This window comes from Bacillus sp. Xin1, assembly GCF_013314535.1.
In the GTDB taxonomy this organism is placed as follows: domain Bacteria; phylum Bacillota; class Bacilli; order Bacillales; family Bacillaceae_G; genus Bacillus_A.
Genome location: NZ_JABUAE010000003.1, coordinates 78,096 through 102,430, shown reverse-complemented (window position 1 = coordinate 102,430; position 24,335 = coordinate 78,096). Strand labels below are relative to the sequence as shown.

General features: G+C 32.6%; 21 protein-coding genes and 4 pseudogenes. 7 read left to right on the top strand and 18 right to left on the bottom strand.

From position 1 onward, the window contains the following. Positions 1-8: 8 nt before the first annotated feature. From hblD to HRG09_RS05735, 4 genes and pseudogenes are all read right to left on the bottom strand, one after another. Positions 9-1,229: a hemolytic enterotoxin HBL lytic component L1 gene (gene hblD, locus HRG09_RS05750; RefSeq protein WP_174099784.1), complete on the bottom strand. Its 1,221-nt coding sequence runs from the start codon at positions 1,227-1,229 to the stop codon at positions 9-11. A 66-nt stretch (positions 1,230-1,295) separates the two neighbouring features. Continuing rightward, positions 1,296-2,615: a hemolytic enterotoxin HBL lytic component L2 gene (gene hblC / locus HRG09_RS05745; RefSeq protein ID WP_174099783.1), complete on the bottom strand. Its 1,320-nt coding sequence runs from the start codon at positions 2,613-2,615 to the stop codon at positions 1,296-1,298. A 995-nt stretch (positions 2,616-3,610) separates the two neighbouring features. Then, positions 3,611-3,805, bottom strand: a pseudogene (locus tag HRG09_RS29635) (DDE-type integrase/transposase/recombinase); the annotation flags it as partial. A gap of 322 nt (positions 3,806-4,127) precedes the next feature. Further along, a complete protein-coding gene (locus HRG09_RS05735; RefSeq protein ID WP_174099782.1) occupies positions 4,128-5,357 on the bottom strand; it encodes a helix-turn-helix domain-containing protein in 1,230 nt (409 codons plus the stop codon). A 584-nt stretch (positions 5,358-5,941) separates the two neighbouring features. Between HRG09_RS05735 and HRG09_RS05730 the strand changes: the two genes are divergently transcribed. Then, the gene (locus tag HRG09_RS05730) at positions 5,942-6,103 is read left to right on the top strand and encodes a hypothetical protein (RefSeq protein WP_174099781.1); all 162 of its coding nucleotides are present in this window, start codon (positions 5,942-5,944) and stop codon (positions 6,101-6,103) included. Between the two features lie 939 nt (positions 6,104-7,042). Here HRG09_RS05730 and HRG09_RS05720 read toward each other — a convergent pair. From HRG09_RS05720 to HRG09_RS05700, 5 genes and pseudogenes are all read right to left on the bottom strand, one after another. Beyond that, positions 7,043-7,633: pseudogene (locus HRG09_RS05720) on the bottom strand (CPBP family glutamic-type intramembrane protease); the annotation flags it as partial. Then, a pseudogene (locus tag HRG09_RS05715) lies at positions 7,623-7,913 on the bottom strand (IS4 family transposase); the annotation flags it as partial. The pseudogenes HRG09_RS05715 and HRG09_RS05720, both read right to left, overlap by 11 nt. A 320-nt stretch (positions 7,914-8,233) precedes the next feature. Continuing rightward, a complete protein-coding gene (locus HRG09_RS05710; protein WP_174099779.1) occupies positions 8,234-8,797 on the bottom strand; it encodes a GNAT family N-acetyltransferase in 564 nt (187 codons plus the stop codon). Between the two features lie 162 nt (positions 8,798-8,959). After that, positions 8,960-9,109 carry a hypothetical protein gene (locus HRG09_RS05705; protein WP_170958730.1) on the bottom strand — a complete coding sequence of 50 codons (150 nt, stop codon included), beginning with the start codon at positions 9,107-9,109 and terminating at the stop codon, positions 8,960-8,962. Between the two features lie 178 nt (positions 9,110-9,287). After that, the gene (locus tag HRG09_RS05700; RefSeq protein WP_174099778.1) at positions 9,288-9,752 is read right to left on the bottom strand and encodes a hypothetical protein; all 465 of its coding nucleotides are present in this window, start codon (positions 9,750-9,752) and stop codon (positions 9,288-9,290) included. Between the two features lie 852 nt (positions 9,753-10,604). Between HRG09_RS05700 and secY the strand changes: the two genes are divergently transcribed. Continuing rightward, complete coding sequence (secY, locus tag HRG09_RS05695) at positions 10,605-11,909, top strand: preprotein translocase subunit SecY (protein WP_174099777.1); 1,305 nt, start codon at positions 10,605-10,607, stop codon at positions 11,907-11,909. A gap of 288 nt (positions 11,910-12,197) precedes the next feature. Here secY and HRG09_RS05690 read toward each other — a convergent pair whose 3' ends face one another. Next, the gene (locus HRG09_RS05690; RefSeq protein WP_254610031.1) at positions 12,198-12,641 is read right to left on the bottom strand and encodes an RNA polymerase sigma factor sigma-70 region 4 domain-containing protein; all 444 of its coding nucleotides are present in this window, start codon (positions 12,639-12,641) and stop codon (positions 12,198-12,200) included. Positions 12,642-13,112: 471 nt separating this feature from the next. Here HRG09_RS05690 and HRG09_RS05685 point away from each other — a divergent pair, with 471 nt between their 5' ends. Beyond that, complete coding sequence (locus HRG09_RS05685; protein WP_174099978.1) at positions 13,113-13,328, top strand: hypothetical protein; 216 nt, start codon at positions 13,113-13,115, stop codon at positions 13,326-13,328. A gap of 349 nt (positions 13,329-13,677) precedes the next feature. Further along, positions 13,678-14,100, top strand: a complete 423-nt coding sequence (locus HRG09_RS05680) for a hypothetical protein (RefSeq protein WP_174099776.1) — start codon at positions 13,678-13,680, stop codon at positions 14,098-14,100. A gap of 465 nt (positions 14,101-14,565) precedes the next feature. Here HRG09_RS05680 and HRG09_RS05675 read toward each other — a convergent pair whose 3' ends face one another. Beyond that, a complete protein-coding gene (locus HRG09_RS05675; protein ID WP_174099775.1) occupies positions 14,566-14,778 on the bottom strand; it encodes a hypothetical protein in 213 nt (70 codons plus the stop codon). Positions 14,779-15,016: 238 nt separating this feature from the next. On the opposite strand from HRG09_RS05675, the gene HRG09_RS05670 reads away from it, so the two are divergent. After that, positions 15,017-15,661, top strand: coding sequence for a YczE/YyaS/YitT family protein (locus HRG09_RS05670; RefSeq protein WP_174099774.1), 645 nt, complete (start codon positions 15,017-15,019; stop codon positions 15,659-15,661). Positions 15,662-17,253: 1,592 nt separating this feature from the next. Continuing rightward, positions 17,254-17,718 (top strand): hypothetical protein, encoded by a 465-nt coding sequence (locus HRG09_RS05665; RefSeq protein ID WP_174099773.1) that lies wholly within the window; start codon positions 17,254-17,256, stop codon positions 17,716-17,718. Positions 17,719-17,874: 156 nt separating this feature from the next. Here HRG09_RS05665 and HRG09_RS05660 read toward each other — a convergent pair whose 3' ends face one another. The 3 genes from HRG09_RS05660 to HRG09_RS05655 all read right to left on the bottom strand — a co-directional run bounded on the left by HRG09_RS05660 (position 17,875) and on the right by HRG09_RS05655 (position 19,695). Further along, complete coding sequence (locus HRG09_RS05660; protein WP_174099772.1) at positions 17,875-18,345, bottom strand: GNAT family N-acetyltransferase; 471 nt, start codon at positions 18,343-18,345, stop codon at positions 17,875-17,877. A gap of 84 nt (positions 18,346-18,429) precedes the next feature. After that, entirely contained in the window at positions 18,430-18,558 is a 129-nt protein-coding gene (locus HRG09_RS29335; protein ID WP_262386301.1) for a cysteine hydrolase family protein, read from the bottom strand. Positions 18,559-18,777: 219 nt separating this feature from the next. Next, positions 18,778-19,695: a DMT family transporter gene (locus tag HRG09_RS05655; RefSeq protein ID WP_174099771.1), complete on the bottom strand. Its 918-nt coding sequence runs from the start codon at positions 19,693-19,695 to the stop codon at positions 18,778-18,780. 148 nt (positions 19,696-19,843) lie between these two features. Here HRG09_RS05655 and pdxR point away from each other — a divergent pair, with 148 nt between their 5' ends. After that, positions 19,844-21,283, top strand: coding sequence for a MocR-like pyridoxine biosynthesis transcription factor PdxR (gene pdxR / locus HRG09_RS05650; RefSeq protein ID WP_174099770.1), 1,440 nt, complete (start codon positions 19,844-19,846; stop codon positions 21,281-21,283). A 201-nt stretch (positions 21,284-21,484) separates the two neighbouring features. Here the strand turns inward: pdxR and HRG09_RS05645 are convergent, their stop codons facing one another. From HRG09_RS05645 to HRG09_RS28745, 4 genes and pseudogenes are all read right to left on the bottom strand, one after another. Beyond that, positions 21,485-22,039, bottom strand: coding sequence for an undecaprenyl-diphosphatase (locus HRG09_RS05645; RefSeq protein ID WP_174099769.1), 555 nt, complete (start codon positions 22,037-22,039; stop codon positions 21,485-21,487). A 350-nt stretch (positions 22,040-22,389) separates the two neighbouring features. After that, the gene (locus HRG09_RS05640) at positions 22,390-22,797 is read right to left on the bottom strand and encodes a CHRD domain-containing protein (RefSeq protein WP_174099768.1); all 408 of its coding nucleotides are present in this window, start codon (positions 22,795-22,797) and stop codon (positions 22,390-22,392) included. A gap of 238 nt (positions 22,798-23,035) precedes the next feature. Then, complete coding sequence (locus HRG09_RS05635) at positions 23,036-23,269, bottom strand: DUF3947 family protein (protein ID WP_254610030.1); 234 nt, start codon at positions 23,267-23,269, stop codon at positions 23,036-23,038. A 169-nt stretch (positions 23,270-23,438) separates the two neighbouring features. After that, a pseudogene (locus HRG09_RS28745) lies at positions 23,439-24,317 on the bottom strand (SDR family oxidoreductase). Between the last annotated feature and the right edge of the window lie 18 nt (positions 24,318-24,335).

The following is a 24,335-nucleotide window of genomic DNA, read 5'->3' as shown; positions in this document are numbered from 1 at the left end:
TTTCATTTCTATTCCTGTTTAAAAGCGATGTCTTTTGAAATGAATTCTGCATCTTTATGAATATCATTCCAACTTTCTTTAGCAGCTTTTAAATCATCCGGTATTAAAGAGAATTTGTGGTCTTGCATAGAATCGATATTATCAAGTAAATCTGTATAATTTGCGCCCATTGTATTCCATTGTTTTTGAATATTTGTTAGAGACAATATCGCTTGATCCACAGTCTGATATAGATATGCCAATGTGTCTTTCGCGTTAGTAAGCGAAATAACTGCTTGATTAGCACGATCAGCTTTCATACTTAATTCTCCGATTTTGTTAGAAATTTCATTATAGGAATCCATATGCTTAGATGCCGTGACACCAGCCGCTGTTCCTAGGCCAATACCAGCTGCACCAAGAGCCGAAAGTCCACCAATAACAGCCGGTGTTGCTGTACCGCCAGTTACAACAATTACTACCGCTCCTCCAATAGCTGCAATAACTAAAATAGCTGCTCCCAATCCACCACCAATTGACCATGCTAATACATCATCAAAATGTTTTTTCTGAGTAGAACGCAGTTGCTCAATTTCAGCTTGAAGTTGTGGAATCGTTGCTTGTTGACCTGCTAATATTGCTGTTAACCCACCTTTACCATCTGGGCCACCAACATTATTTTTAAAATCTGTAGAATTTTGATATAGTTTCCCTTTGAAGTCTTGTAGCATTTTAATTACATCTGTAACTTCTTTAGAATTTGTATTAATTGTAGTAATTAAATCACTTACGCCCTCTTTTAGACCTACCTTATCTTTCTTTTGTACAGTATCTACTAATGTGTCATAATAATTTTGAAATTGTTCATCGTAATTTACAATATTACGGGCTGTTTTTTGAATCTGTGGCTTCGCTGTATCTAACCAATAATTTGCATTGATTCGTGACAGTTCTTGATTAAGGTGAATATTTTTGAGCAACTCTCCCCCTTCTGAGCCTAAATCGATATTAGATAAATTTACATTCGGTTGCTTAATCATTGTTTTTGCGTACAAATCCATTACAAGAATATGAGACCCTGTTTCAGCCAATGCTTTCTTCAGTCCTTCAGGCCCTAATGCATAATTGCCTACTTTTTGTTCTTGAGCGGTCGTTTCTTGTGCAAATGCATGAATAGTGTTACCGGTAGTAGCAGTTATAACCGTTACCAGAGTGGCTAAAGTTAGCACTCTAAATGGAAATTTTTTCATAACCATTCTCCTTCTCATTCTTTCGCTAGATTCTTATAATCTTTGTAGATTTTTAAAAACATAATATTAAAATTTATATACCTGTTCTTCAAGGTAACTTATTACATTTTTTAATTGTCTTAATGTATCTTTTTGAGACTGCTGGTTAGTTGTATCAACATTAGTAGATAATTTTGTAATGCTATTTTTTATTAGATCCAAATCTTCTTTATATCGCTTTAGTAGGTCAAGTTCTACATCTACTTGATTTGCAAACGTATGCAAATCATTTTGCGTAAGAAGAAGCATTGATTTTTGTAAATCTGCTATTGATAGTTTCGTTGTTAAATCATATATTTTTTGGTTTTGTTTCTCTAAATCATCTAAATATGCTCGCTGTTCTGCTGTTAGTTTATTTACTTCAGCGAAGACACCAAATGTTTTCTTAATCTTTTCAGTATCAATGGCTTTCATCAGGTCATACTCTTGCGTTTTTGCGGCTGCAGCTGCAGCTATTTCACCTTGTTTGCTTTTCTCAATTGCTTCACGAGCTGCTTTTTTGGCTGATTCAATCTCTAGAGCAGTTTTACCTTGCTCTTTCGCTTCTTGCGCTGCTTTTTTCTCTGCTTCTAGAATAGAGTTGTTAATTTCTTTTCCTTTGTTATACGCTGCCATCCCTGCTTGAGCAGCCGGTTCAATAATTTCTTTTGAAAGACTATAAACTTCTTTGAATATAGCAAATCCCTGTTCATTTAAAGCCCCTGGTATTAATGCAATTTGTTGTAAATCATTTTGAATTGCCTTTTTGGTATTTAATAATTCATTTTTTAACTGATCTATTTTTCCTGTTCCATCTGTACTTAGTATGCCTTGCGCGGTTACCACATCAGTATCGAAATCTTTTAATTTTTTATCAAGCTGTAATTTAAGATCTGTTAATTCATTAATTTGTCGTTGCGCGTTTTCTTGATTGGTCATAGCCATTTCTTGAAGAACTTCAAGTCTATCCAAAAACCCTTCTCTATCTTCTTTATTGTCTACAAACGATTTTAATGTCGGGTAATAGCTATTGAATTTCGTTACAAATCCTTTACTTTTTGAATTTAATAGAATTAACTGTGGATAGAGTTCCGATGACCATTCCTTCATATCTTGTTTGATTAGGAATTGATTTGTATTTAAAGCTGGGACTTCCTCTAGCTGAACATTAGGACTCATTAAAGATTGATCAATATACGTTTGGATTAATTTAGATTGCGCACCTAATTTTCGTAATGATGAAGAAATATCCATACTTTCCTGTTGAGTTTTTGCTTGAACGATTGGTGCTGCGAGAGTATTGATAGGAATAGTTGCTCCAGTTACAATGGATGTGATTAAAAATCCTGTAATTATTTTATTTTTCATTCCGTACACTCCTTTACCATTGTTTTTTATAACTTGATTCATATAACTTGTACGACATAGCGCTAGCCTCTCTCCTTGCACACGCATGAAGGAAGGAGAAGTCTTTCAGATAGGCTGTTATCGTTATTATTTACTTCTAATAGGATCTAAGGATTTTACTTCCCTCTCATTTAGATACTCTATTTTTCAAATAGTAAACGATAAAAATTCATCAGCTATATTTGAATTAGCTGCCCAATGAGTAGTAAAATATTAATTTCTCCCAAGAGTTGCTGTTTAGCTTACAGAGCCGCGAAGATAGATAAACCATTGCTTCTACAGTTAATCCTGTCATGACCTTTTCTAATATCAATTTCATAATATGTCTCTTAGTTTTGTCAGCAATAGCCTTACAAGACTACAAAAGGTGAAATCATACTGTACATTGCTTATACTTTTATTGCGGAATAAATTCACTTTTGTTATGCAGAAACTTAGAACACTTTTATTACAAACTTGATCCTTTTGAGATTCTAGACTCCTTAAAAATTAACCGAATATTAAGATAACTGATCTCGACATAATGCTACTTGCAGCTTCACTATACTTCTATTAGCTTAATCTTCTCCTTTCTGTCTGGTCATACCAGTTATGTTGTTCATTAAAACATTAAATTTTCGATGCGTAAATAGCAAAATTTTGTCGATTGTACTCGATAATTTAATTGTTAAGTAATAATATGAGCGAAAAATATTATACTAAAAAATTAATTCTGGATTTCATCTCTGTAATTGTAATGATTACAAATTAATGAGTATATGGTTGAAAAATAACTATTTTAGTTTAACTGGGCAGTTTTATTTTAGAAAAAATACTTATAATATAATTTTATAGGTTTTTTTATGCTTTTTTACCATTATTTAGATATGTATAATTACATATAGTATAGATTTATCCAATGATATATGTTATTTGAATTTTATGGAATAATCTCCAATATTACCATTAATAATTACTTAACATGAAGATAATACTGTATTCTTATCGATTGTTATAACAAATGGCTTTAAAATATAAAAAGGCCGCAATGCTTTCTTGAAAAAGCCCTTTGCAGCCTTCTGTTTTTTCTTTAAAAAATAATGGTTAGTGTATTCTTTCAAATTAACAACATGGTAAAAATATTTCCATTGTCCTTTTGCTTGGATATATGTTTCATGGACTCTTCAAGATCTACTTGTTTGAGTTGTCGTTAGACTCGTTTTTCCAATTCAGAAACATACTAATAAATCCAGCGCAAAATCGTTATATGAAAAATAGATAAGCCCCGTTTCTCCATTATTTTTACCAACTCACGAAAATTGAAGCTATTCCATTAACAAAATAATATCAGGTTGATAATGCGTCTATTTGAATACAGGTTCATTTTCCTGACAAATCACATACTCTTTCTAGAGTAATAAGTTCAGTGCGTCCAAGTTTTAGTGACTACTTACACCTATGTTTAAGTTTTTATATTAGAACCAGATAACAAGCCTATATTAAGTTATATCTTTCACGATACTGTCTAGGGGTCATGCTAGTAATTTTTTTGAAAACCCTTGTAAAATAACTTTGGTCATTAAAGTTGAGCCAAGCACAAATATCTGATAACGAATAAGTAGTTAGTGTTAATAATTTTTTTGCTTCTTCCACTCGTTCCCTTTGAATATATTCGCTTAAAGGAATTCCCATTTCTTTTTTAAATAGTTTAGATAAATAAGTAGGGGTAATATCCAAATGATTAGCAAGTTCATCGAGAGATATTCCATCGTAAATATTTTTATTAATATGTTTCATACATGTAGTAACCGCGTATGAATACTTTTGTGCATTGTATTCCTTCACACGATCTGCAAAAGTACGTAAAGCGTCTCCTGACAATCGCTTTACAGCTTCTACGTTATCTAATTGTTCTAGGGTTTGTATATACAAAATACTATGCGCAAAAGCAATATCTGGTGGCAGGTTTCCTTCTATCGCATATCTAGTAGCTAAGGTAATCGCAATAATCCCAAGATTTTTTTGGTTCCTGAGTGGATCCTCTATTAACATAAGTTCAACATCTTCTTGTGAAACTGCATACATATACTGTATTAACTTTTTTTTATTTCCTTCTTTGATACTCGAAAAAAAATCATTTACTAATGTCATATTATGAGTCTTAGGTTTATTTTGTCGGCGTTTTAAAATATATAAATCAGGTTTCACAATTTTATTAGAAACCTCCTCTAGTACTTTATTTTTTTCTAAAACAATACTTTCATCTAACTTTTCATTGAAAATCATGTAATGTAATAAAATTCCCATATCAATTAACGTATCTTTTTTAATCTCATGTAAACCCTGATAATAGGCTAGTCTTTCTTGAATTTTATCATTCGATTTAAATTCTTTCTGAAGTTTTAAAGTCATATCATCTGAACCCTTTGGATGTATAGTGGGACCGATTATAATAGTCCCTTTTATATAATCATGATTTTCTATATGAATTAAAACGAAATTTTCAAGATAGCTGTTACATCTGAAAAGTGGCAAGTTATAGGGATCGTTTTCTTGATAAATGTCACTAAGATATTCTTCTTTTGAAGAATAAAAAGGACTACTGACATCATCAGAAGTAGAATGATATAAAATTTTTTTATCTGTAGATAAAATGTGCACAGGGACATTAAATGCTTTATGTGCTAGGTCACATAAGTGTTGTATATCGGTGGAATTATTCATTGCATTCTCCTTTTAAGTAAATTAATTGATAAATTTTTCACTTTGTTCCTTTATGGATCCATAAACTATTTTTCGCTAGGTATAATTCACGACAAATATTACTATAAAATATCAAATTAGTACAATTCACGACAAAATATTACTATATCTTTTTTATGAAAATCATATATTATTTATTTGTAAGTAACATCTAAATATCGGAGTAGTTAGGAAAAGTGTGAAAGAAATAGATTCTTTTCTTATAATTTTCTAAACGACAATGAAATGAGCGGAGGTCGTTTCTTAATTCTCCAAGATCTAATCATAGAACTTGAGAAAACAGTGAAGAACCTACAAAATACAGAAACAAGGGATGATTGGAGTATACAACTCTAGCAAGTAATAGCTTCTTGCTAATCTTGAGAAAAATCTAGCCTTTGCGGATACATTGCCAGACGGACTAGAATATGCCCCAGGTATATTACAAGTAGTTGGCTAAACAGTGACAGATGCATTCGATACAGAAAAAAGTGAATTTAATGTAGGAAAAGCAAACGGAAAATTTTGGGATGTGACACATACAGAGTAGCATACAATGGTACTCCATGCGAGGACAAGCTGGAAAAAAGATTAAAAATACAGCGAAAGTCATAGGAGATACTGTATCACCGCAAGAACTAACAGCCAAAAATTCAATTCAATCACTTGGACAAACTGAGATTAAAAAAGAGGATGCTGCTAATTCGAATGTAAAACTGATAAACTGATTTATTAAAATTTTTTTGACAAATATAATAAAGAAGTCAAGAATTTAACAACAGATGAAAATGATAAAGCTATTTCTGAACCACTATGCTTCGGAAAGTTCACGTTGGAAGAAATTCAAGCACCAAATAGGTCTATGTTATTGAAAGATCTAATTGAGGGAAAGGTCTTATCATCAGTACAAAAATAAAAATAGAAAACACAAAAAGCGAATGGAATATTAAAAATACTGACGATATATAGGGACAACTATTTTTATCTAATTGGCACTATATTACTGGTCGCAACATTAGTTTTAGTTTCCGCAAAAGCGGAAGAAATAAATAGATTTCAAAATTATTAGGAATAGCAGAGGTGACACAACATATAAATAATTTTTTTATATGTTGTTAATCTTTGTAGTATCAGTCTTTATGCTACCTAGCTTTATTACTCCATGACATAAACATATTATTTATTTTCTAAGTACAATGGCTATTAATTAACAAAAACAACACCTCTAATTAAGAGGTGCAGTAATATTAATCCAAAGTAAAAGTAGAAATTAGACACTTATTTCACAGTAAATTAACCTCAAAACAATAGTTACTGCAATATCAGGATTTGTTTATTCTATAACAAAAGAAATGTCACTTAAGTATTCTTTGTATGCTACTTTTAATTAATATATATGACACCCTTAATTTCCCACTCTATTTTCAGTTAAAAATCAGCTTACTGAAGCCAATGAAATTGTATTACATTGGCTTCAATATTACAGATTTAAAATTACGAATAAAACAAAATAGCGTTTAAGCACCCTCTTTTCAATCATGTGAATTTTAATCTTTATCGATACATATGGCATTCATATGACTATTAAAAATCCTTACAAAGGAATCTGAGATTCCATTTTTCTGATTCACAATCATTTTTTTGAAATTTATGTAAAAAATCAATGTTTAGTAAATTATCCGAGACACAATTATTGCCGTAATCAAGATAATAAGGGCGGTTATTAATCCTGATTCTCCAATCCAAATCTCTGACTGATGTCCTGTAGTTGCACGCGCGAAAGGTCCTTGAATAATGGCATTCCAAGTGGTATGGATAATAACCGAAGGCCAAACGCTACCTGTTAAAAGTCGTAAATAAGCTGTAATATAACTGAATGGCACAATACAAAAATAGATGTCAAGTACAGAGAGAAAGATAGATCTTCCCTCTACGTATAGTCCAGCAATAACAATTGGGACATGCCACGTTGCCCAAATCAATCCACTAATAAGGATTGGACGTGAAAAATCCGCATCCACTAGCCTTGTGAGCATATAACCCCGCCAAACCATTTCTTCCCCCATAACTGGGATTAAGTTAAGCAAGCTTCCTAAAATTCCACTCAACACTACTATAAAAATGAAACTTAATGGTATTGGTGGATACTGAAGTCCAAGTATATTGTAGATCGGTTCTAACATACCACCTTGTGGGGGCTGAAACCTCGCAAGTCCGCTAAATCAGGCAATAGAATAAGTAATTCCACAGATTATCAAAGACGTTTTTCTTTTCGTACCGGCGAGATTTTCTTCCGTTTTTCTCTAAAAGGTAAAACAAACGCAGTAAAACTTTTAATAATTCATGGCTACCCTTCTGTAGTCCCTCATAAAACAATAGATAATAATTCTTTATCATATAGATGGATTTGTATTCACTTAACTCTTTCTTTTTCTTATCCAAGAGTAACTGACGCATTTTGAATATTGTCGTTGAACAGAGTAAAATACTAATGAGTTGCCCAAATAAATGGCATTCTAAGCGTTCTTTCTTGATTTCTTAAGTTGATGGGTACCCAGAAAGAATATCGTATTTTTTCATTTTATAAAATCAATATTTGTAGCAATACTTTGATCAAACTTTAATTCAAACCAACAACAGGGAAAATCATTTCTCCTGTGTTTTTATTTCTTAACGATATGTAAAAATATTCTTTAACGTACAATTTTCTTTTTTGGGCCGTGTGACCCCTTAAAAGTTATGACACTGTTCGTTATAAAAAATCAAAAAAGCCGCCTTCCAAATTTGGAAACCGACCTTAAGATATGTTGTACAACTATCGCATGCTTTAGTTGTACAAGGAATTTTAAAATTTTAATCTAATTTACCTTTGCATAGATGCAGGTATCAGTTAGTTTTTTACCGTCAACTGAAAGATCTTCATTACGTAATATCCCTTCAAGCTCAAAACCTAGTTTTTCAGGGATCGTACGACTTTTAGTGTTATTAGATTCACATCGTATTTCAACCCTTCTAAATTTGAGTAACTGAAATCCAAGGTTTGTTAACTCACTTACTGCTTCTGTCATATATCCATTGCCACTAAATTGCGTGTTAATCCAGTATCCAATTTCACATTTAGAAATCTTCCAATTAATTCCGTGAAGGCTAGCAGTTCCGATAAAATCATTAGTATCCTTATGATAGATAAGATAGCGAAAGCTTTCTCTTTTCAAAAAATCTATATGCGCATTTCTCAGGATAATTTCCGTTTCTTCAACAGTAGGAATTGACTGGAATAAAAGCAGCCATTGCTTTAACTCATTAATTGAATCCTTAATAGCTTGGTGTACTACATTCCCGTCACCAGCTTGAAGTGGTGCTCGAAGAATTAGTCTGTCTGTTTCTATTTGTAACGGAACCTCTAATAAAATAGGATGCATATAATTTCTCCTCTCGAAAACTTTAAATGATGACATAATGAAACTTATATAATAAAAAAACTTTCACCCCAAAGAAATAATCTTTGAGGGAGAGAGTTGCAATTTCGTGGTACCACCTCAGTTTGTTGATATGTCACCATATCAACCTCTTCGGGTACGTTACTATAATAAATAAATTAAAAAATACCCTATCTCACTAACAGGAGATCCCGTCACAGCATCACTATAAGTTATTATAGAACCGTGCGAAGCTCCTAGTCTTTCTTCATTAAGAACCTGATATACAGCAATACAGTAAAGCTTATCTCCCATAAAGGGACCTCCCCAAGAATTAGTAAACAATAAATATATATTCAATTAATCACTTAGAAATCCCTTTTCACATATTGAAAACTAAACTGCCAGTTGGTACAAAAAATGGCTACCGAAGCAGCCTTAGGTTGTTCAACTAATGCATGCGTTAGTTGAATAAGTAATTATTATTTTTCATCTATTGGCTTCCAATTTTTATCTTTTGCATAATGGGGCGGGACCCCAATAAGGAAATATCAAATTGTACAGACTCAATTAACCCCATAACATCCCCATTTGAAGAAGAGCGAGTAATCCCCATTGCTACCCGTTTCCAAATTTCAGGGTGACGGTTAGGCTGTAATGCTACTCTATAATGTACCAACACGTTTCGTAACTCATCTAGATTACACTTAGATACAGTATTTGAATGAAAAATCCACTGAGAACTTTCATTGAGATAGGCTTGTACAATCGACTGCCACAACTTATATGAATCTCTTTGATAGTTTAATGACATTCCTAATGTCAACACGTTTGGTAAATCATGAGTTGGAACAATTCTGATTAAAACGTCCTCAGGCATCACTTCATCACCAAGCAATCCTTCAGAATGCATCTGTACTAGTAATTTTACTTTCTTCAAAAAGAAGTCGTTGCTCATATTCTTCCTCCATCCAAGTATCTTCACTATAATAAAAATAGCTATACAGCCATACATAAAAAAGCATACTGACAAATTGCCAGCACGCTTTTTATAACAATTTAAAAGTGTGGTTTTTTAAATTCTGTTCTCGTTTTTTGTATATAGTTTACAAGCTTTTTTCGTAAATTCTGTAACCATTCCGGATATTCCTCTAATTCTGGAATATCAACAGTTCAGAGCATTTTCGTAAACATAATTAATTGATGCATTCTCATAAACAATGGTAAATCTTTTAAAATATGTTCATCAATTGATGTTTATATTGTATATCCCTGTAGAAACACTTGATAAGACGGATGATTGATATCCACTTTCTCATGAAATATGTCTCGTAAAGCATATGCAATTATCTCATGTAGATTGTATTTTTAAAAATGAATTATCACACCAGCTATATGAGTGAGAAAGATCCAGGCTCATTTCCACACGTTTACTGAGTAAATGCATCATGGAATCTACTCACCTCCTTTTTATTATTAAGAAAATTATAACAATTGCTGATTTATATAAGCAACTATTTATGAAAAACAGGAAAATTTTCGCCCTTCCCGTTAATTTTTCATTCTTTTCAGTCTTATCTATGTACATTTTTTTATTTATTAGGTATATTATGGTTATTGAATGATTAAGATGATCCATCTATTCGCTTATATACCTTGTGTTTCTTATATCCATGATAAAACTACAAAATTTTTGAACGTTCATTTGTCAAATGAATTCTACACGGAAGGAGGTTTGTGGTTTATTCATTAGGATATAATGTTCAGTTTTCCCTTTTAGGTAGCTGATAAAAATACAGGAGGCGACATGATGTTTCGTACGATTTCAAACTTTATGAGAGTAGCTGAAATAAGAAGGAAGATCCTTTTTACACTTGCGATGTTAATTGTTTTTCGAATTGGCACGTTTATACCAGTTCCTCATACTAACGCAGAGGTATTAAAAGTACAAGATCAAGCCAATGTTTTAGGTATGCTTAATGTATTTGGCGGAGGAGCATTACAAAACTTCTCAATCTTTGCTGTAGGTATCACACCATACATTACAGCTTCCATCATTGTACAGTTATTACAAATGGATGTTGTACCAAAATTTACAGAGTGGGCAAAGCAAGGAGAAATGGGCCGCAAAAAGTCAGCTCAATTTACCCGATACTTTACAATCATTCTCGCATTCATTCAAGCCATAGGGATGTCTATTGGCTTTAATAATATAGCAGGCGGGCAATTAATTTCTAATCCAGGATGGACTACATATTTATTTATTGCTACAGTATTAACTGCCGGTACTGCATTTTTACTTTGGTTAGGTGAACAAATTACTGCAAACGGCGTAGGTAACGGTATTTCAATGCTTATCTTTGCAGGGCTGGTTGCAGCGATTCCAAATGTCGTGAATCAAATTTATTTACAGCAATTCCAAAATGCTGGAGATCAACTCTTTATGCATATTATAAAAATTGTATTGATTGGATTAGTTATTTTAGCAATCGTTGTCGGTGTTATTTATATTCAACAGGCAATTCGTAAAATACCGATTCAATATGCAAAAGCTGTTTCAGGGAATAATCAATATCAAGGAGCAAAAAATACGCATTTACCTTTAAAGGTAAATAGTGCTGGTGTAATCCCAGTAATCTTTGCTTCAGCATTTCTCATGACACCGCGAACAATCGCACAGCTCTTCCCAGATTCTAGTGTTTCCAAATGGTTAAGTACAAATCTAGATTTTGCACATCCAGTTGGCATGACACTTTACGTAGGTCTCATTATTGCTTTCACATACTTCTATTCATTTATTCAAGTAAACCCTGAACAAATGGCAGAAAACTTAAAAAAGCAAAACGGATATGTTCCAGGTATCCGACCAGGGAAATCAACAGAACAATATGTGACAAAGATTTTGTATCGCTTAACATTTATTGGTGCTATCTTCTTAGGTGCTATTTCAATTTTACCGCTTGTTTTCACAAAGGTTGCTACTTTACCATCTTCTGCTCAAATTGGTGGTACAAGCTTACTCATCATCGTAGGGGTAGCATTAGAAACAATGAAAACATTAGAAAGTCAGCTTGTAAAACGTCATTACAAAGGGTTTATAAAAAAAGTAAACTAGTGCTTTTACATACAAACTAGCCATAATGGAACCCTCTCGTTATATATAACGAGAGGGTTCCATTATGTTGCTTTAAAAGTTACAGGTCACATATTTTAGAATAAAGTCCAATCAAATTTGTTTGTAAATTTAAAGTTTGATTGTTTAAAGAAGACACTGACTTATTTCATAATTTTAGTTATTGTTGTGAGTAATAACTAAAATTATGAAATCATGAAACATCTAATGGTGTTTCGCAGACAACACTAGAGTTTGTGGGACGTGGGAAGTAGTTTCCGCTACCTCTCACTAATAATAGTGTATCACCTTTAAATCACTAGAACAGTGCGTCACGATTGTGGCATGATTGTGGCTTCTTTTCATTCTGCTGCTCACTCTTCTGATATGGTCGTAACTATATCCTAATTCACTAGCAATCTCTTTTAAGTTAAATCCCATTACATCACGTAAATACACAATTTGTTGCTCTAACCCCCTCTTGTTACTCATGACAAATTGAACTTCTCCCATTAATGCCTTTTTATCAGCGATTCTTTCTTTTAAGCGTTGCGACTTCTCCATAATGCGATCATGTCTCCCTGCGATTTCATCTAACGCTAAAGGTATTTGTCCCCCTGTTACACGGTCTTTGCTGTAATCAGTTCCCCCGTTAAATTTAGGTGCATTCATATGCATGTTTTTCATAAGATATTTATGTTCTAACTTCAAGTCCTTTAATTCAATCTCTAGCATTTCAACCTATTCTCCTAAGTTTTAGTAAAATGTTGTCATGGTAAATCCACCTATTGTAATTTTGTTATTTTTAATTTATATTAGGTATGTGAAATTTTAATATCCACCCGTTGAATAAGGGAACGATGCTTGGTAAAGTAGCCCCTACCAATCTATTCTGTATGGTTCCTTTATCCATTTATACTGCTAATTCATCAACATTTAGTTATCAAGATATTATATAAGTAAATTCGTCTATGCACGAATACCCTATGACTTGCTGGGAGAAATCACAGCTTTTTTTGTTCTCCCTTGAATAAAGCTAAATATTCCGTCAATACTGTAGATAACATGATTGTATTTCTCCTTGTTCCCCCTTAAAATCAAGCAGTTAGCGTTGGCTAGCTGCTCTTTTTATGATTCCTCATCAAGGGACAAAAAGAATATGTCGAGCTTACCTTGTCATATTCTTTGATAAAAAGGAGCGTGATCATATTGATTAAAAAAAATAACCAAGTTGTTTTCCACTCAATAAAAGTAAAAAAATCAACAATTAAAAATTTCATTATCATTGATTTAATTACCGGTACAGGTATTTATTGGGTAATTAAATCTATTTCCGCCAGCTCTATCATTGCAATTGTTGGTAGTATTGCTAGTTCAGAATGGATAAAAAAGAGAGAAAGTCCTTTTAAGAAACCAACTTAAATTCTTGTTCGGTTGTTCCCTGTTTCTACAAAATGAAATTTTTGTTATAACTCCTTCTCCAAAACCCACAATATATTAATATATACATAGATTAACAATCATTATTTTTTAGACCTTTAAGAAATGATAAATACATCTTCAGAAAGATAAAATCCGCAGATTAACTGAACATTGAATTTTGTACACACTTTATGAACGCGATTATAGCTGAAAAACGTTGATATCATTAAGTTTTATCCTATGTTCATAAATATAAGATTTATTGAACAAATACTGAAATTGATTGGATAGTCAAATCGCCTTGATTATGTAATAATGGATTACTAAAAAAGAAAAGCGAGGTTCGTATATGAAGACTGTTAGCCAAGAAATCCAAAATTTGTCTATTAAATCCTTAGAGTCGACTTTTAATAAACTTTCAAATGCTTATAAAAGCATGAGCGAAAAAGGTACAAATACAACTCTTGTCAAAAAGAGACGAGACGCCGTAAAAATTGGTATAGAAAGCCTCAAAAACGTTTGGAATGGGGGAGATTTTTCCTATGACGAAGAAAGCATTTTGACTTCTAAAGATATTCTACAAGGTGTCCTTCCATCTATCGAAAAACAGATAGCAAAAGCAAAAGAAGGTAGTTCTCAAAAAACACTAAATGAGCGACGCTTAACTGCGCTTGAACTGGCAATCGAATCCTTGGAGAACCGTCATAAAGCAAGGAATCTTAGCTTTGACCTAAATGGTGAGGTTCAACAATCGGGCCAATTTGCGGAGTAATACTGATACATGAAACTTTAGATAAAGTTAAACGTAACTCTATAAGGGGGTTTTGGAATCACGTCGCATACTGTTAGGAATTTGAGAACGTAAGTATATTATTGAATTATTGCCTAAATACTGATAGATAAAAGGCAGCGACTGGAGTCAAGGGTAAAGCGATTTACAATTATAGTATGAAAGGTCGGGTAACTATGGGCAGTTATTTTCCAAAAGCGGGGAAGTCGTTAGAATTCCTAAATTGAAAGAGACAAAATGCAACACTTGTTTCAAAATAGGAGAATAGAATAGGAGAAAAATAGAGTAATTTCATGCAGTAAAACTTATATTACGGCGTTAGAATAACAAGATAAAAAGCGAAACCTTTAGAATAGAAAAAAGAAAAGTCACTGAATAAAGTGCCTTTTCTTTTTTTTGTACGGAGTTAGCTTATTTATCCTTGATATTTCTTATTTTAAAAACATTTTATTTTTTTCTGCTTCTCTTCTCCCCTTCTTCTACATTCCACTCATCACCCCAATATATTGAAGCTCTATTTCCTTCTTGCGTACTTGTTTCTGGCTCTACTATATCTTGAATCCCTTCACTTACGTCTTTCAGATTAATCAATCCATCCATGTTTGAATTTTTTTGAAGTGCTAATTCTTTTTTAGGATCATTTGATTTATTAATAGTCATATGTGTCTCTCCTCTTTATTTTAGTAATTACTACGAACCATAATATTATTTCTAAATTATAAAAGCTTATACTTATTCTATTGTCAATTTCATTCCTATTAAAAAAGCGTGTGCTCTTTCTTGGTTGAAGGTTAAAAGCCAAAAATTATTTGTTTTCATAATAAAATACAAAACATTTGTATAACTAGATTTCTACATGTAATATACGTAATGATATATAATATTAGGGGGATTAAAAATGGGGCTAACACTTTTTCGGTATTTTCTTTTTTTCTTAGGATTAACTTTCTTTGGACTCGGCAATGCCATTGCAGTAAAGGTTAAATTTCTTGGCCTACATCCATGGGAAGTTTTGAATATGGCACTTTATCAGCGATTTGGATGGACCATTGGTACATGGAGTGTTATATGCGGTTTATTTCTTGTTCTTGTTTCCTTAGTAGTAGATCGGAAATATATAAACGTAGGAACATTCTTAAACGCACTGCTAATCGGCCCTATTATGGATTTTTTCTTAAGGTTGGATATTCTTCCTCATGCCACACATTCTTTGTGGATCAATCTGCTTATTTTACTTTCTGGAATTATAATTACAGGTATTGGCGGTGGTATGTATGTCGCTGCTGCAATTGGTGCAGGACCAAGGGATGGATTCATGCTTGCCATTTCTGATAAAACAGGATTATCTGTAAGCCGGGCTAGAATTATTGTGGAAAGCATTGTATTAGTAATTGGTTATATTCTAGGCGGTCCCGTTTTTATTGTGACATTCCTATACACTTTTATCCAGAGTCCAATATTCCAGCAATCATTCCAGATGTTTCAAAAATTTTTATATACTTTAGAGAGGAAAAAGAAAGACAACGTTGGTGCAAATTTATAAATATATAAAACTTCTTTTACAAAAATATACGAGTCTATTTTGAAATCAAATAGAATAATCCCCTATTTAAGTAGAGTAAAATATCAAGTATACAGAAACAACCTTAATAACCTCTACCAAATTAACAAGTAGGGAGTTACTACATATCTAGAAACAAAATTAAACAATTTTATTTCCACTACACAAATTTAAGTCCCTATCACTTTCTTGCCGTAGTTGTAGCTTGGGAATAAAGTTTAATCATTTATAAAAAAGTTGTACCGGTATATCCTTTTGGTGTGGACTTGGATTAAAGTTCAGTCATTCATAAAAAAGTCTAATCGTTTATAAAAAAGATTGATCAAAAAAACTGTATTTTAATACAGTTTTTTTCTTGTTCAGCAATCAGGCCATTTTTTTGAATCAGAAAAGGAATTATTAAACGTAAATCGAAGCTTTAAATTATTGAAATAACGGAGCTGTTTAGTGTGATAATGAATAATTATTGAACTAAGTAATACTAGTATTTCAAGTACAAGATTAGCTTTATTTTTCCAATCTGCTTGTGTAATCAAACAAATTTTTCACATTAATAAAATCTAATTATATCTGTGTTCAATTTTTACAAAAAAATTTTTTCACTTTTATTATCCTAATTGTACTAAAGTACTTATTCGCAATATAAACTTATTGATTAATTTTTCCCATTCTTGTTCTAAAATACTGTATAAAAGAGGATCACGCCAGCCATCCTTTATTAATAAACTTTCACGAATTCTACCTTCTTTAGTCATTTCAATTTTTTCTAATCTAAAGCTTCTGCTTGTTTTTTTGTAATATAATTTGACAATTTTTTATACTCTTTAATGTATTGAGCAACATCATCAAAACCTGTGCGATATATTTTAAACTTCGTACTTTTAGAAGCATTTGACAGTTTTTTAGCTTTCTTCTAAAAATCAGCAACTGTTCCAACTACCTCACCAACTGTTTTGATCGTTCCACCTGTCGCAACACTATATATTTCTATTAAGAAAGAAAGTTCTTTGATGATAAACTAATAAAATTATTTACTAAAATCGAGTGATAAATCGTATTTTATCAGCTATTTCTTGAATAGAATCATATTCGGTAATTCTAGAGTACAAAAATAAAAAATCATTTTTCTATCTGAGTATCCCACTTTATAAGAATCCGGAATAATGCTATGAATATTGATAAACCAACAAAACAACTAGCTTAATATTCTGCTTTAAAAGTTTTGAGGTTTTTCAACAAATAAACCTCAAATATATCCACATTTCAAACAGAAATATGAAGATATTGGTGAAAATTGACTTCTTGGATTGTTATAAGAAAACATATGAACTACTCCATTGCCTGCCCTTATCATCCCTTTCTCAATTTGATTTGCATTACAATTAGGACATACTTTTAAGGTTCATAGATATGTTGAATTTCGATATTGTTACATAATGTAAACCATACAAAAATAGAATACACATATATAGTTCTCAACCACTCCTCTCTCAAATAGGATGAATTAGGAAAAAGAGAGGATAAAAATGGGTAAAAGAAGACTTTAGTGATCAAGAAAGGATTGGTGAAGAACCATGAACCAAGTAAGTGATAAAATCCGAACATACTTTGAGGAGTTTAATCGAGCGCATAATGCATTTAAGCCAGAACTTCTGGCTCCTCATGTGATTGATCCCCTTGTGGGTGCCGATCCTAGTGGCGCTCTCCAGATAGTTTCAAAAAAAGATTATCTGACGGGAACTGAAAAAAGTCAGGAATACTTACATTCTTTGGGTTTTCAATTCGTCAAAACGATCCCAGTTGAAGAAATCCCCCTCAATCCTTACTATACGATGGTGAAAACAAAAGGTACGATGCGCCTTGAAAAAAAAACGGGTCAGCCAATAGATTTGATCCATGATACTATTTACATCTTGTACATGAAAGATGAGAAACCTAAAATGGTATTTACTCTTTCTCACGAGGACCCTATGAAAATGGCGGAAGAGCAGCATGGTATATCCTACAATGGGCAAAGTTCATGGGATGATATGCTGTAAATATAACTAAATACCTTTGTTACCGAAAAGACCCCTTTAGATAATTTTATCCAAAGGGGTCTTTTCGGTACATCTTTTTTATAAATAGTTGAAATCCATTTTAAATTAACACTTAATTTATATAACTTTGAAAAACATATATATATTAAAAACGATTTAATTACATACCAATTCCATTGTCATAAACACACTATTTGGATCCTCTTTATATTCCGAGAACGGTTTGCAATATTGAAATCCCATACTTGTATACAAACTTCTAGCTGGTTTGAACACACTCATAGATCCTGTTTCTAAACTTAGCCTCTGGTAACCACGTCGCTTTGCTTCCTCAATTATATGTTGAAGAAGCCGCTTGGCAACACCTTTTCTTAAATGCAATGAAGATGTTTTCATTGATTTTATTTCTCCATGTTGACTATTGAGTTCTTTAAGTGCGCAGCATCCAACTAAATCATTACCTTCCCATGCACTCCAAAATGTAATATCTTCTTTCTGCAATCCTTCTAAATCTAGAGCATGTCTGCTTTCTGGAGGAGAATGTAGTGCCATGCTTTGCAGATGATCCATCAATAATTTTTCTACTTCTGTACCGGTACCGGTTAAATCATCTATTTTTATCTCCATAAAGCTTCCCTCCCCATCAATATTTTCCTCGTACTTATTTTAAAGTTCACAAGCATACTACCTTTTTTAATTGATACTGGTACTCTAATTTATTTTTGCCCAGTTAATAACTGTATTCACATTTTGAAGCAATTGTTCATGCTGATATAAGTAATTTTTTTCCTCTGAGAAAAAGATTTCTTGCAAATCGATAACGATTAATGCTTGTTTCAAGTGAACCACCCCTATCCGTTTGCTAATGAAAATTTTGATTGTCCTTAATATGTATTATTTTCTACTGTACAACTCAAAAAAGCCCTATGATATATAGGGCCATTTTATGAAAATGATATATAAATTATAACATATAAAGAGTTCTAACTCTATTTAATAGTTTGTTTTTTCTGTTATTTAGAGGTGCATTAAGTATCCCACAACCAAAATACAATCATGTTACATTTCTTTTTTCAATAATTTTCCCTGTTTAAAGTACACCTCAAGTATAGAGCGATTTACTAAAAATACACCAATCAAGATGAGACACGCTCCGATTCCCATTAGTGGATTAATTGGTTCCCCTAAAAATATATATCCTGCAATAACAGCGATTAAAGGAGATACATATAGCCAAGTTGATGGAAATACCGGATTGGTCTTTGATAAGAGCCAGTAATAGAGTCCATGCCCACCAATTGAACCAACAAATATGAGGTACAAAATAGGCCATTGCACACTCCAAGATGTTAATATAGCTGGATTGGGCTGTTCTATAAAAATAGAAGTAATCAACAGAAAAATTCCCCCGTAAAACATTTGGATTCCATTAATGAGAAACGGCGATACTTTTGGCAAATCTGAAAGTATTTCTTTTGAATGGATGGAACCTAAACCATAAAATAATTCGCCGACTAATATGATAACGCAAGCTATACTCCATATAAAAGTAAGTTGATGGTGCATCCCTGGTAAAGAGATACAAATAACACCTATAAGCGCTATGATTAAAGCAAGAAATTGTTCCCGTTGTAATTTTGTTTTATTTTTCTTTACTTGTAATAGCAAAATCATCATTGGTCCTGTTGCCGAAAGAACAGCTGCTAATCCTGAAGAAATATATTGTTCTGCCCAATATAATGTTGCAAATGTCATAAAGGTTAAACAAAAACCAGCATACATAATTCTTTTTGATAACAAGTATGGCATGATATGTTTCCGTTTTATCATAAATATGATAATCAAAATAACACCCGCTAAAAAGAAACGGATTCCCGCTGAAAATAACGGTGGTGCTCCCGCTTCAATCCCGATTTTTATTGTTAAAAATGTTGTCCCGAAAATAATACAAATTAAAATATAATTAAAAATGACCATTACGTTTCCTCCTTTTGATTATTAAGGTGAGTATAAAGGAAGAAGTGTATAACAGTATATCAAGGTATTTAACAGTTGGACAAATCTATAGTTGCTCCTATATATGTTTTTAGATTTAATTAAATTAAAAAGAAACTTAGGTGAGATAATGAAGATTATACTGCGGAAAGAATCTAACATACCATTCTATCAACAAATTTATATGCAAATTGTTGAACGAATTCAAAGTGGACTGCTATCAAAGGGAGATTCTTTACCTTCATTACGCTCTATGGCGAATGATTTACAAATAAGTATATTAACCGTCCGTAAAGCTTATAAGAAGTTAGAAACGAAAGGATATGTATATATAAAGCAAGGGAAAGGCGTCTATATACATAAACACGAGCGTCGTAAATCTCAATCTCTACCGTATGATTGGCAACATACGAAATCAATCAATGTCATTCGATCTCAATATGTAATGAATCAACATAGAAAGTATTATGATTTTTCACAAGCTATTCTTTACCCTCGTCTATTACCGAATCCATTTCTTTCGGAGGAAATACAAAAAATAATAGATAAAGATCAAATGATATTAGCAACTTATGGACCAGTTCAAGGAGATGAAGAACTTCGATTAGAGATTGCAAGATATTTAAAGGACTATCAAAAACTATCTGTAAACCATTCTAATTTATTAATTACAAGTGGCGCCCAGCAAGGAATTGATTTAATCGCTCAAACATTATTAAAACCAGGTGATACAGTTATAATAGAGAGCCCGTGCTATGGTGCAGCAATTGATGTGTTTGTAAATAAAGGTGTTCAAATCATACCAATTGAGCTTGATGAACAAGGGATTCGTTCTGATTTAATCGATGAAGTTTGTCAAAAAAGGACGCCAACTTTACTATATGTAAATCCTACTTTTCAAAATCCTACAGGTACTGTCATGAGTAAACAAAGGCGAATGGAACTTATAGAACTGGCGGAGATATATCAATTTTTTATAATTGAAGATGACTCATTTGGAGAAATATATTTTGATGAGGCTACAATTCCAGCTCCACTTAAAATCTTTGATACAAACGGGTATGTCATATATTTAAAAGGATTCAGTAAAACATTAGCGCCAGGTCTGCGTATCGCAGCAGTAGCGGCGGAGGGGCCTGTATTTGATTGGCTAAATGCTGTAAAAGCTTTGATGGATATAGGAAGCCCATTGTTAACTCAAAAAGCTATTCAACCCTTTTTACGAACTGAAAGAATGAAAAATCATTTAGAAAAATTGCGAACTGCCTTGCAAATACGATGCGATACTGCAGTAGAGATACTTTCTCCTCTAACAGATACGATTCACTTCCAAAAACCACAAGGCGGTTTTAATTTATGGATTTCTCTTCCGGATTCAATGAATTCATTTGCATTACTAAAAAAGGCAAATGAATCTAACATTTCTTTTTTACCTGGAACTGCTTGTTTTGTTCATGAATCGAAACATGATCATTTACGTATCAGCTATTCTATGTTAAGTGAACAAGATACTCTGATTGGATTGAAAAAACTTCGTGAAGTAATATACAATTTTCAAAATGGTCATTAATCAAATTCTTTATTGTTCACATGGTACATACAAACGAAAAACAAGTATATACTAGTCCTTTCTAGCATATACTTGTTTTTCGTCATCCTAATCAATTCTTATTTCTCTACTGTTTTTTTAAAATGCAAAAAAAGATTTTCAATTTGCACCTTCTCTTACTCTACTTCACCAAACAAAAGAAACGGATGAGTTCATCTTTTTTCATTTAAATAATTTTGTAAACGATGAATACATCTTTATAATCCAAATAATAAAAGATTGAAATGCATATGTATTTTTATTAATAACTACGCTTGTAAGACTACCTATAACAGCACTCCCGATTATGTCAAATGGATAATGGTGCCCTACCCAAATACGTGAAAAACCTGTCAACACCGCTAATAACCACATAATAGAACCAATGAAACGCTCACGAAGTAAAATGGAAGTTGCTACAGCAAAAGCTAAAGCAGTATGTTTACTTGGGAACGAAGAATTATTCTTTGATGGGATAAGCAAACGAACGCGATGGACAATAAAAGGACGAGGTTTGAAATAAGAAAATTGGATGATACGGTTTATACATAAGGTGAATCCAGCTGATATTCCTGCATACAAAATAATTTTTTTGTAGAAATTGCTTCTAAACCACATACAAATCAATGTGAAAAGGTATAAATATCGGGTCTTCTGTGAGATAAAAACCATTATCGTATCCATAGCAGTTCCGCGTCCAGCAAGACGATTAATCGCTTTAAATAGTATATAATTCATTGCGAATGTTCTCCTTTATTTTCAGAAATATATAGAAACCATTAACTTAATAAATAAAAAGCAGTTTAGGACTGGATTATCTAAGGGGCAGTTAGTCACAAACAAATTTAAAATGGACCCCACAAGCTATAAACCATACCTCCAACAAAGAACACTAAACCTAAAACTAACACGATAAAAGCGAGGATTGATTTTCGATTATCTTCCAAGAACTTCACCTCCTATATAATTAAAATTGTTGGTCCTGTATACATTTCCCCACAATAAAAACCTTTAGTCATGATTATGTCTAAAGGTTTTTGTTAGCATACTTATAAGCAGAAACAAACTGTACATACATCTAAGAAATTTTAAAACCTTCTTATTTGCCCTCGAATTTGTCCAGGTGGATGTTTTTCCGTATGAACGTTTACATAAGTATTACCTGTATTCATCCGATTTGCAAGTTCTAATAATGACATATTTTGTAAAGAACCAACAAGATCAGTTTCTGAAATAATTCCTGTTACCACTCCTCTATCTACACTAATTCCGCGTGTAACTGGCCCGAATAGAAAAACAACAACTGGGCCATTTTCTCCTCTATCTCCTAAATGAATATGAGCAGCAGTCACTTGTTCTATATCATGTACTACCAGTTTAAATTGAAGTTTCGTAAAATCATTGTTAAATCTAAATTGTGCTATTCCAAAAGCGTCTGTATAAACAGGAGGTACTTCCTCTCGACCTGTTAATTTAGAAATAAAACATGTGGACAAGACGTGCTTCACTTCCTTATTTCTTTGATGCTATATAGTATTCATTAAATAAAAAAACAGCTTGTTCATTTTCACTATAAGAGGAATATGAACATACAAATCCTACACTTCTCCTTTCTAAATAACGCTTATAAAACTTCACCTTTGTTACAAATACTTTTAGCGGTGTAAGTGCAACGAATACATTTGATTCTGATATTGCAGATCAAAATCAAATTGGAACAGCTCAAATCAACTTTTATAAATTGTACACGGCACCAAATGGAATTGTTGAAAAATAAACTCCACTTTGAATAATGTACGTAGGATAATAATGTTGTACAGGTGGGTACTCTAATGGCATACCTTGCATTTGCATGGCTTGTGCTTGTAGTGCTTGTAGAACGTGCTGAGCAGAATGAACCGTTCCCTGTGCCGTAGTATATGTTACAGCAGGGACCCGAATTTTATCATAAATATATGGAATATTCATATTCATTTACTCCTTCTTATTTAATTATCCACATAGTGTTTTATATACTATAGATATGAATTTTAAAAAGTTCCAATACCCGCCACCGGAAGAAAATTTATAATACAAAAAGAAGACTAAAAACCGATATATACAGAGTTCTTAGCCTTCTTTTCATTTTATATAATACTCATTGTTCTTTTAACACATTCTCTTCAAAATATTTTCCCCAATCAGGTTGTCTTCCATCAATATCTTTAAATCCATATTCTCTCGCTAACTCCCATGAGCTAAGTGCTTTTCCTGTTTTATTATGAACGTTCGTATCACTTGCTAAAGCGGCAATTGCTCTCCCTACAAAGAAAGGGGGTTCAGATGCGATAAAGTGAGGATCTTTCTTTGTACCTTCTTGCCAATTTTCTTCTGTCACACCAAATAAATCTAACATTGCTTCAGAACGGAGAAAGCCAGGACTTACCGCAACAGCAGTAATATGATGTTCCTCTAAATCTTTTGCCATCGCTTCCGCTAAGTGAATTGTTGAGATTTTCGCTAAACTATAATAGAGGTTTCCACGATATTGATAATCTACACCATCTGTAATTCCAATTACGAGTCCCTTCTTGTTCTTCACCATAAGCGGTACACCATAATAACTCGTCATCATATGCGAATGGACAGCGCGTTGTTGCATTAGTAATCCGTTATGTAAGTTATGTTCCCAAAACGGTTTTTCCTATTCAGTAAGCGGATCACCGCCCCAAACATCATTTACTAAAATATCAAGTTTTCCGTTTTGTTCTTCTTGGATTCTATTAAATAGCGCTTCAATATCAGCTTCTACTGTATGATCTACACGAACAGCAATCCCTTTTCCGCCTTGTTTTGTAACGAATTTTGCGGTTTCTTCAATTGTTTCTGTTCTTCCCATTGATGATAAATTACCTTTTGTACTTCTTCCTGTTACATATACAGTCGCTCCAGCTTCACCGAGCATCATCGTAATCCCTCTTCCAGCACCTCGTGTTGCACCAGCTACGACTGCTACTTTTCCTTGTAATGGTTTCATATAAAATTCTCCTTAATG

Bases quoted from the DNA above. Each gene is read 5' to 3' on its own strand.
- hblD (WP_174099784.1), bottom strand. From the start codon at position 1,229: ATGAAAAAATTTCCATTTAGAGTGCTAACTTTAGCCACTCTGGTAACG.
- hblC (WP_174099783.1), bottom strand. From the start codon at position 2,615: ATGAAAAATAAAATAATTACAGGATTTTTAATCACATCCATTGTAACT.
- HRG09_RS05735 (WP_174099782.1), bottom strand. From the start codon at position 5,357: ATGAATAATTCCACCGATATACAACACTTATGTGACCTAGCACATAAA.
- HRG09_RS05730 (WP_174099781.1), top strand. From the start codon at position 5,942: ATGCGAGGACAAGCTGGAAAAAAGATTAAAAATACAGCGAAAGTCATA.
- HRG09_RS05710 (WP_174099779.1), bottom strand. From the start codon at position 8,797: ATGCATCCTATTTTATTAGAGGTTCCGTTACAAATAGAAACAGACAGA.
- HRG09_RS05705 (WP_170958730.1), bottom strand. From the start codon at position 9,109: ATGGGAGATAAGCTTTACTGTATTGCTGTATATCAGGTTCTTAATGAA.
- HRG09_RS05700 (WP_174099778.1), bottom strand. From the start codon at position 9,752: ATGAGCAACGACTTCTTTTTGAAGAAAGTAAAATTACTAGTACAGATG.
- secY (WP_174099777.1), top strand. From the start codon at position 10,605: ATGTTTCGTACGATTTCAAACTTTATGAGAGTAGCTGAAATAAGAAGG.
- HRG09_RS05690 (WP_254610031.1), bottom strand. From the start codon at position 12,641: ATGCTAGAGATTGAATTAAAGGACTTGAAGTTAGAACATAAATATCTT.
- HRG09_RS05680 (WP_174099776.1), top strand. From the start codon at position 13,678: ATGAAGACTGTTAGCCAAGAAATCCAAAATTTGTCTATTAAATCCTTA.
- HRG09_RS05675 (WP_174099775.1), bottom strand. From the start codon at position 14,778: ATGACTATTAATAAATCAAATGATCCTAAAAAAGAATTAGCACTTCAA.
- HRG09_RS05670 (WP_174099774.1), top strand. From the start codon at position 15,017: ATGGGGCTAACACTTTTTCGGTATTTTCTTTTTTTCTTAGGATTAACT.
- HRG09_RS05665 (WP_174099773.1), top strand. From the start codon at position 17,254: ATGAACCAAGTAAGTGATAAAATCCGAACATACTTTGAGGAGTTTAAT.
- HRG09_RS05660 (WP_174099772.1), bottom strand. From the start codon at position 18,345: ATGGAGATAAAAATAGATGATTTAACCGGTACCGGTACAGAAGTAGAA.
- HRG09_RS05655 (WP_174099771.1), bottom strand. From the start codon at position 19,695: ATGGTCATTTTTAATTATATTTTAATTTGTATTATTTTCGGGACAACA.
- pdxR (WP_174099770.1), top strand. From the start codon at position 19,844: ATGAAGATTATACTGCGGAAAGAATCTAACATACCATTCTATCAACAA.
- HRG09_RS05645 (WP_174099769.1), bottom strand. From the start codon at position 22,039: ATGAATTATATACTATTTAAAGCGATTAATCGTCTTGCTGGACGCGGA.
- HRG09_RS05635 (WP_254610030.1), bottom strand. From the start codon at position 23,269: ATGAATATTCCATATATTTATGATAAAATTCGGGTCCCTGCTGTAACA.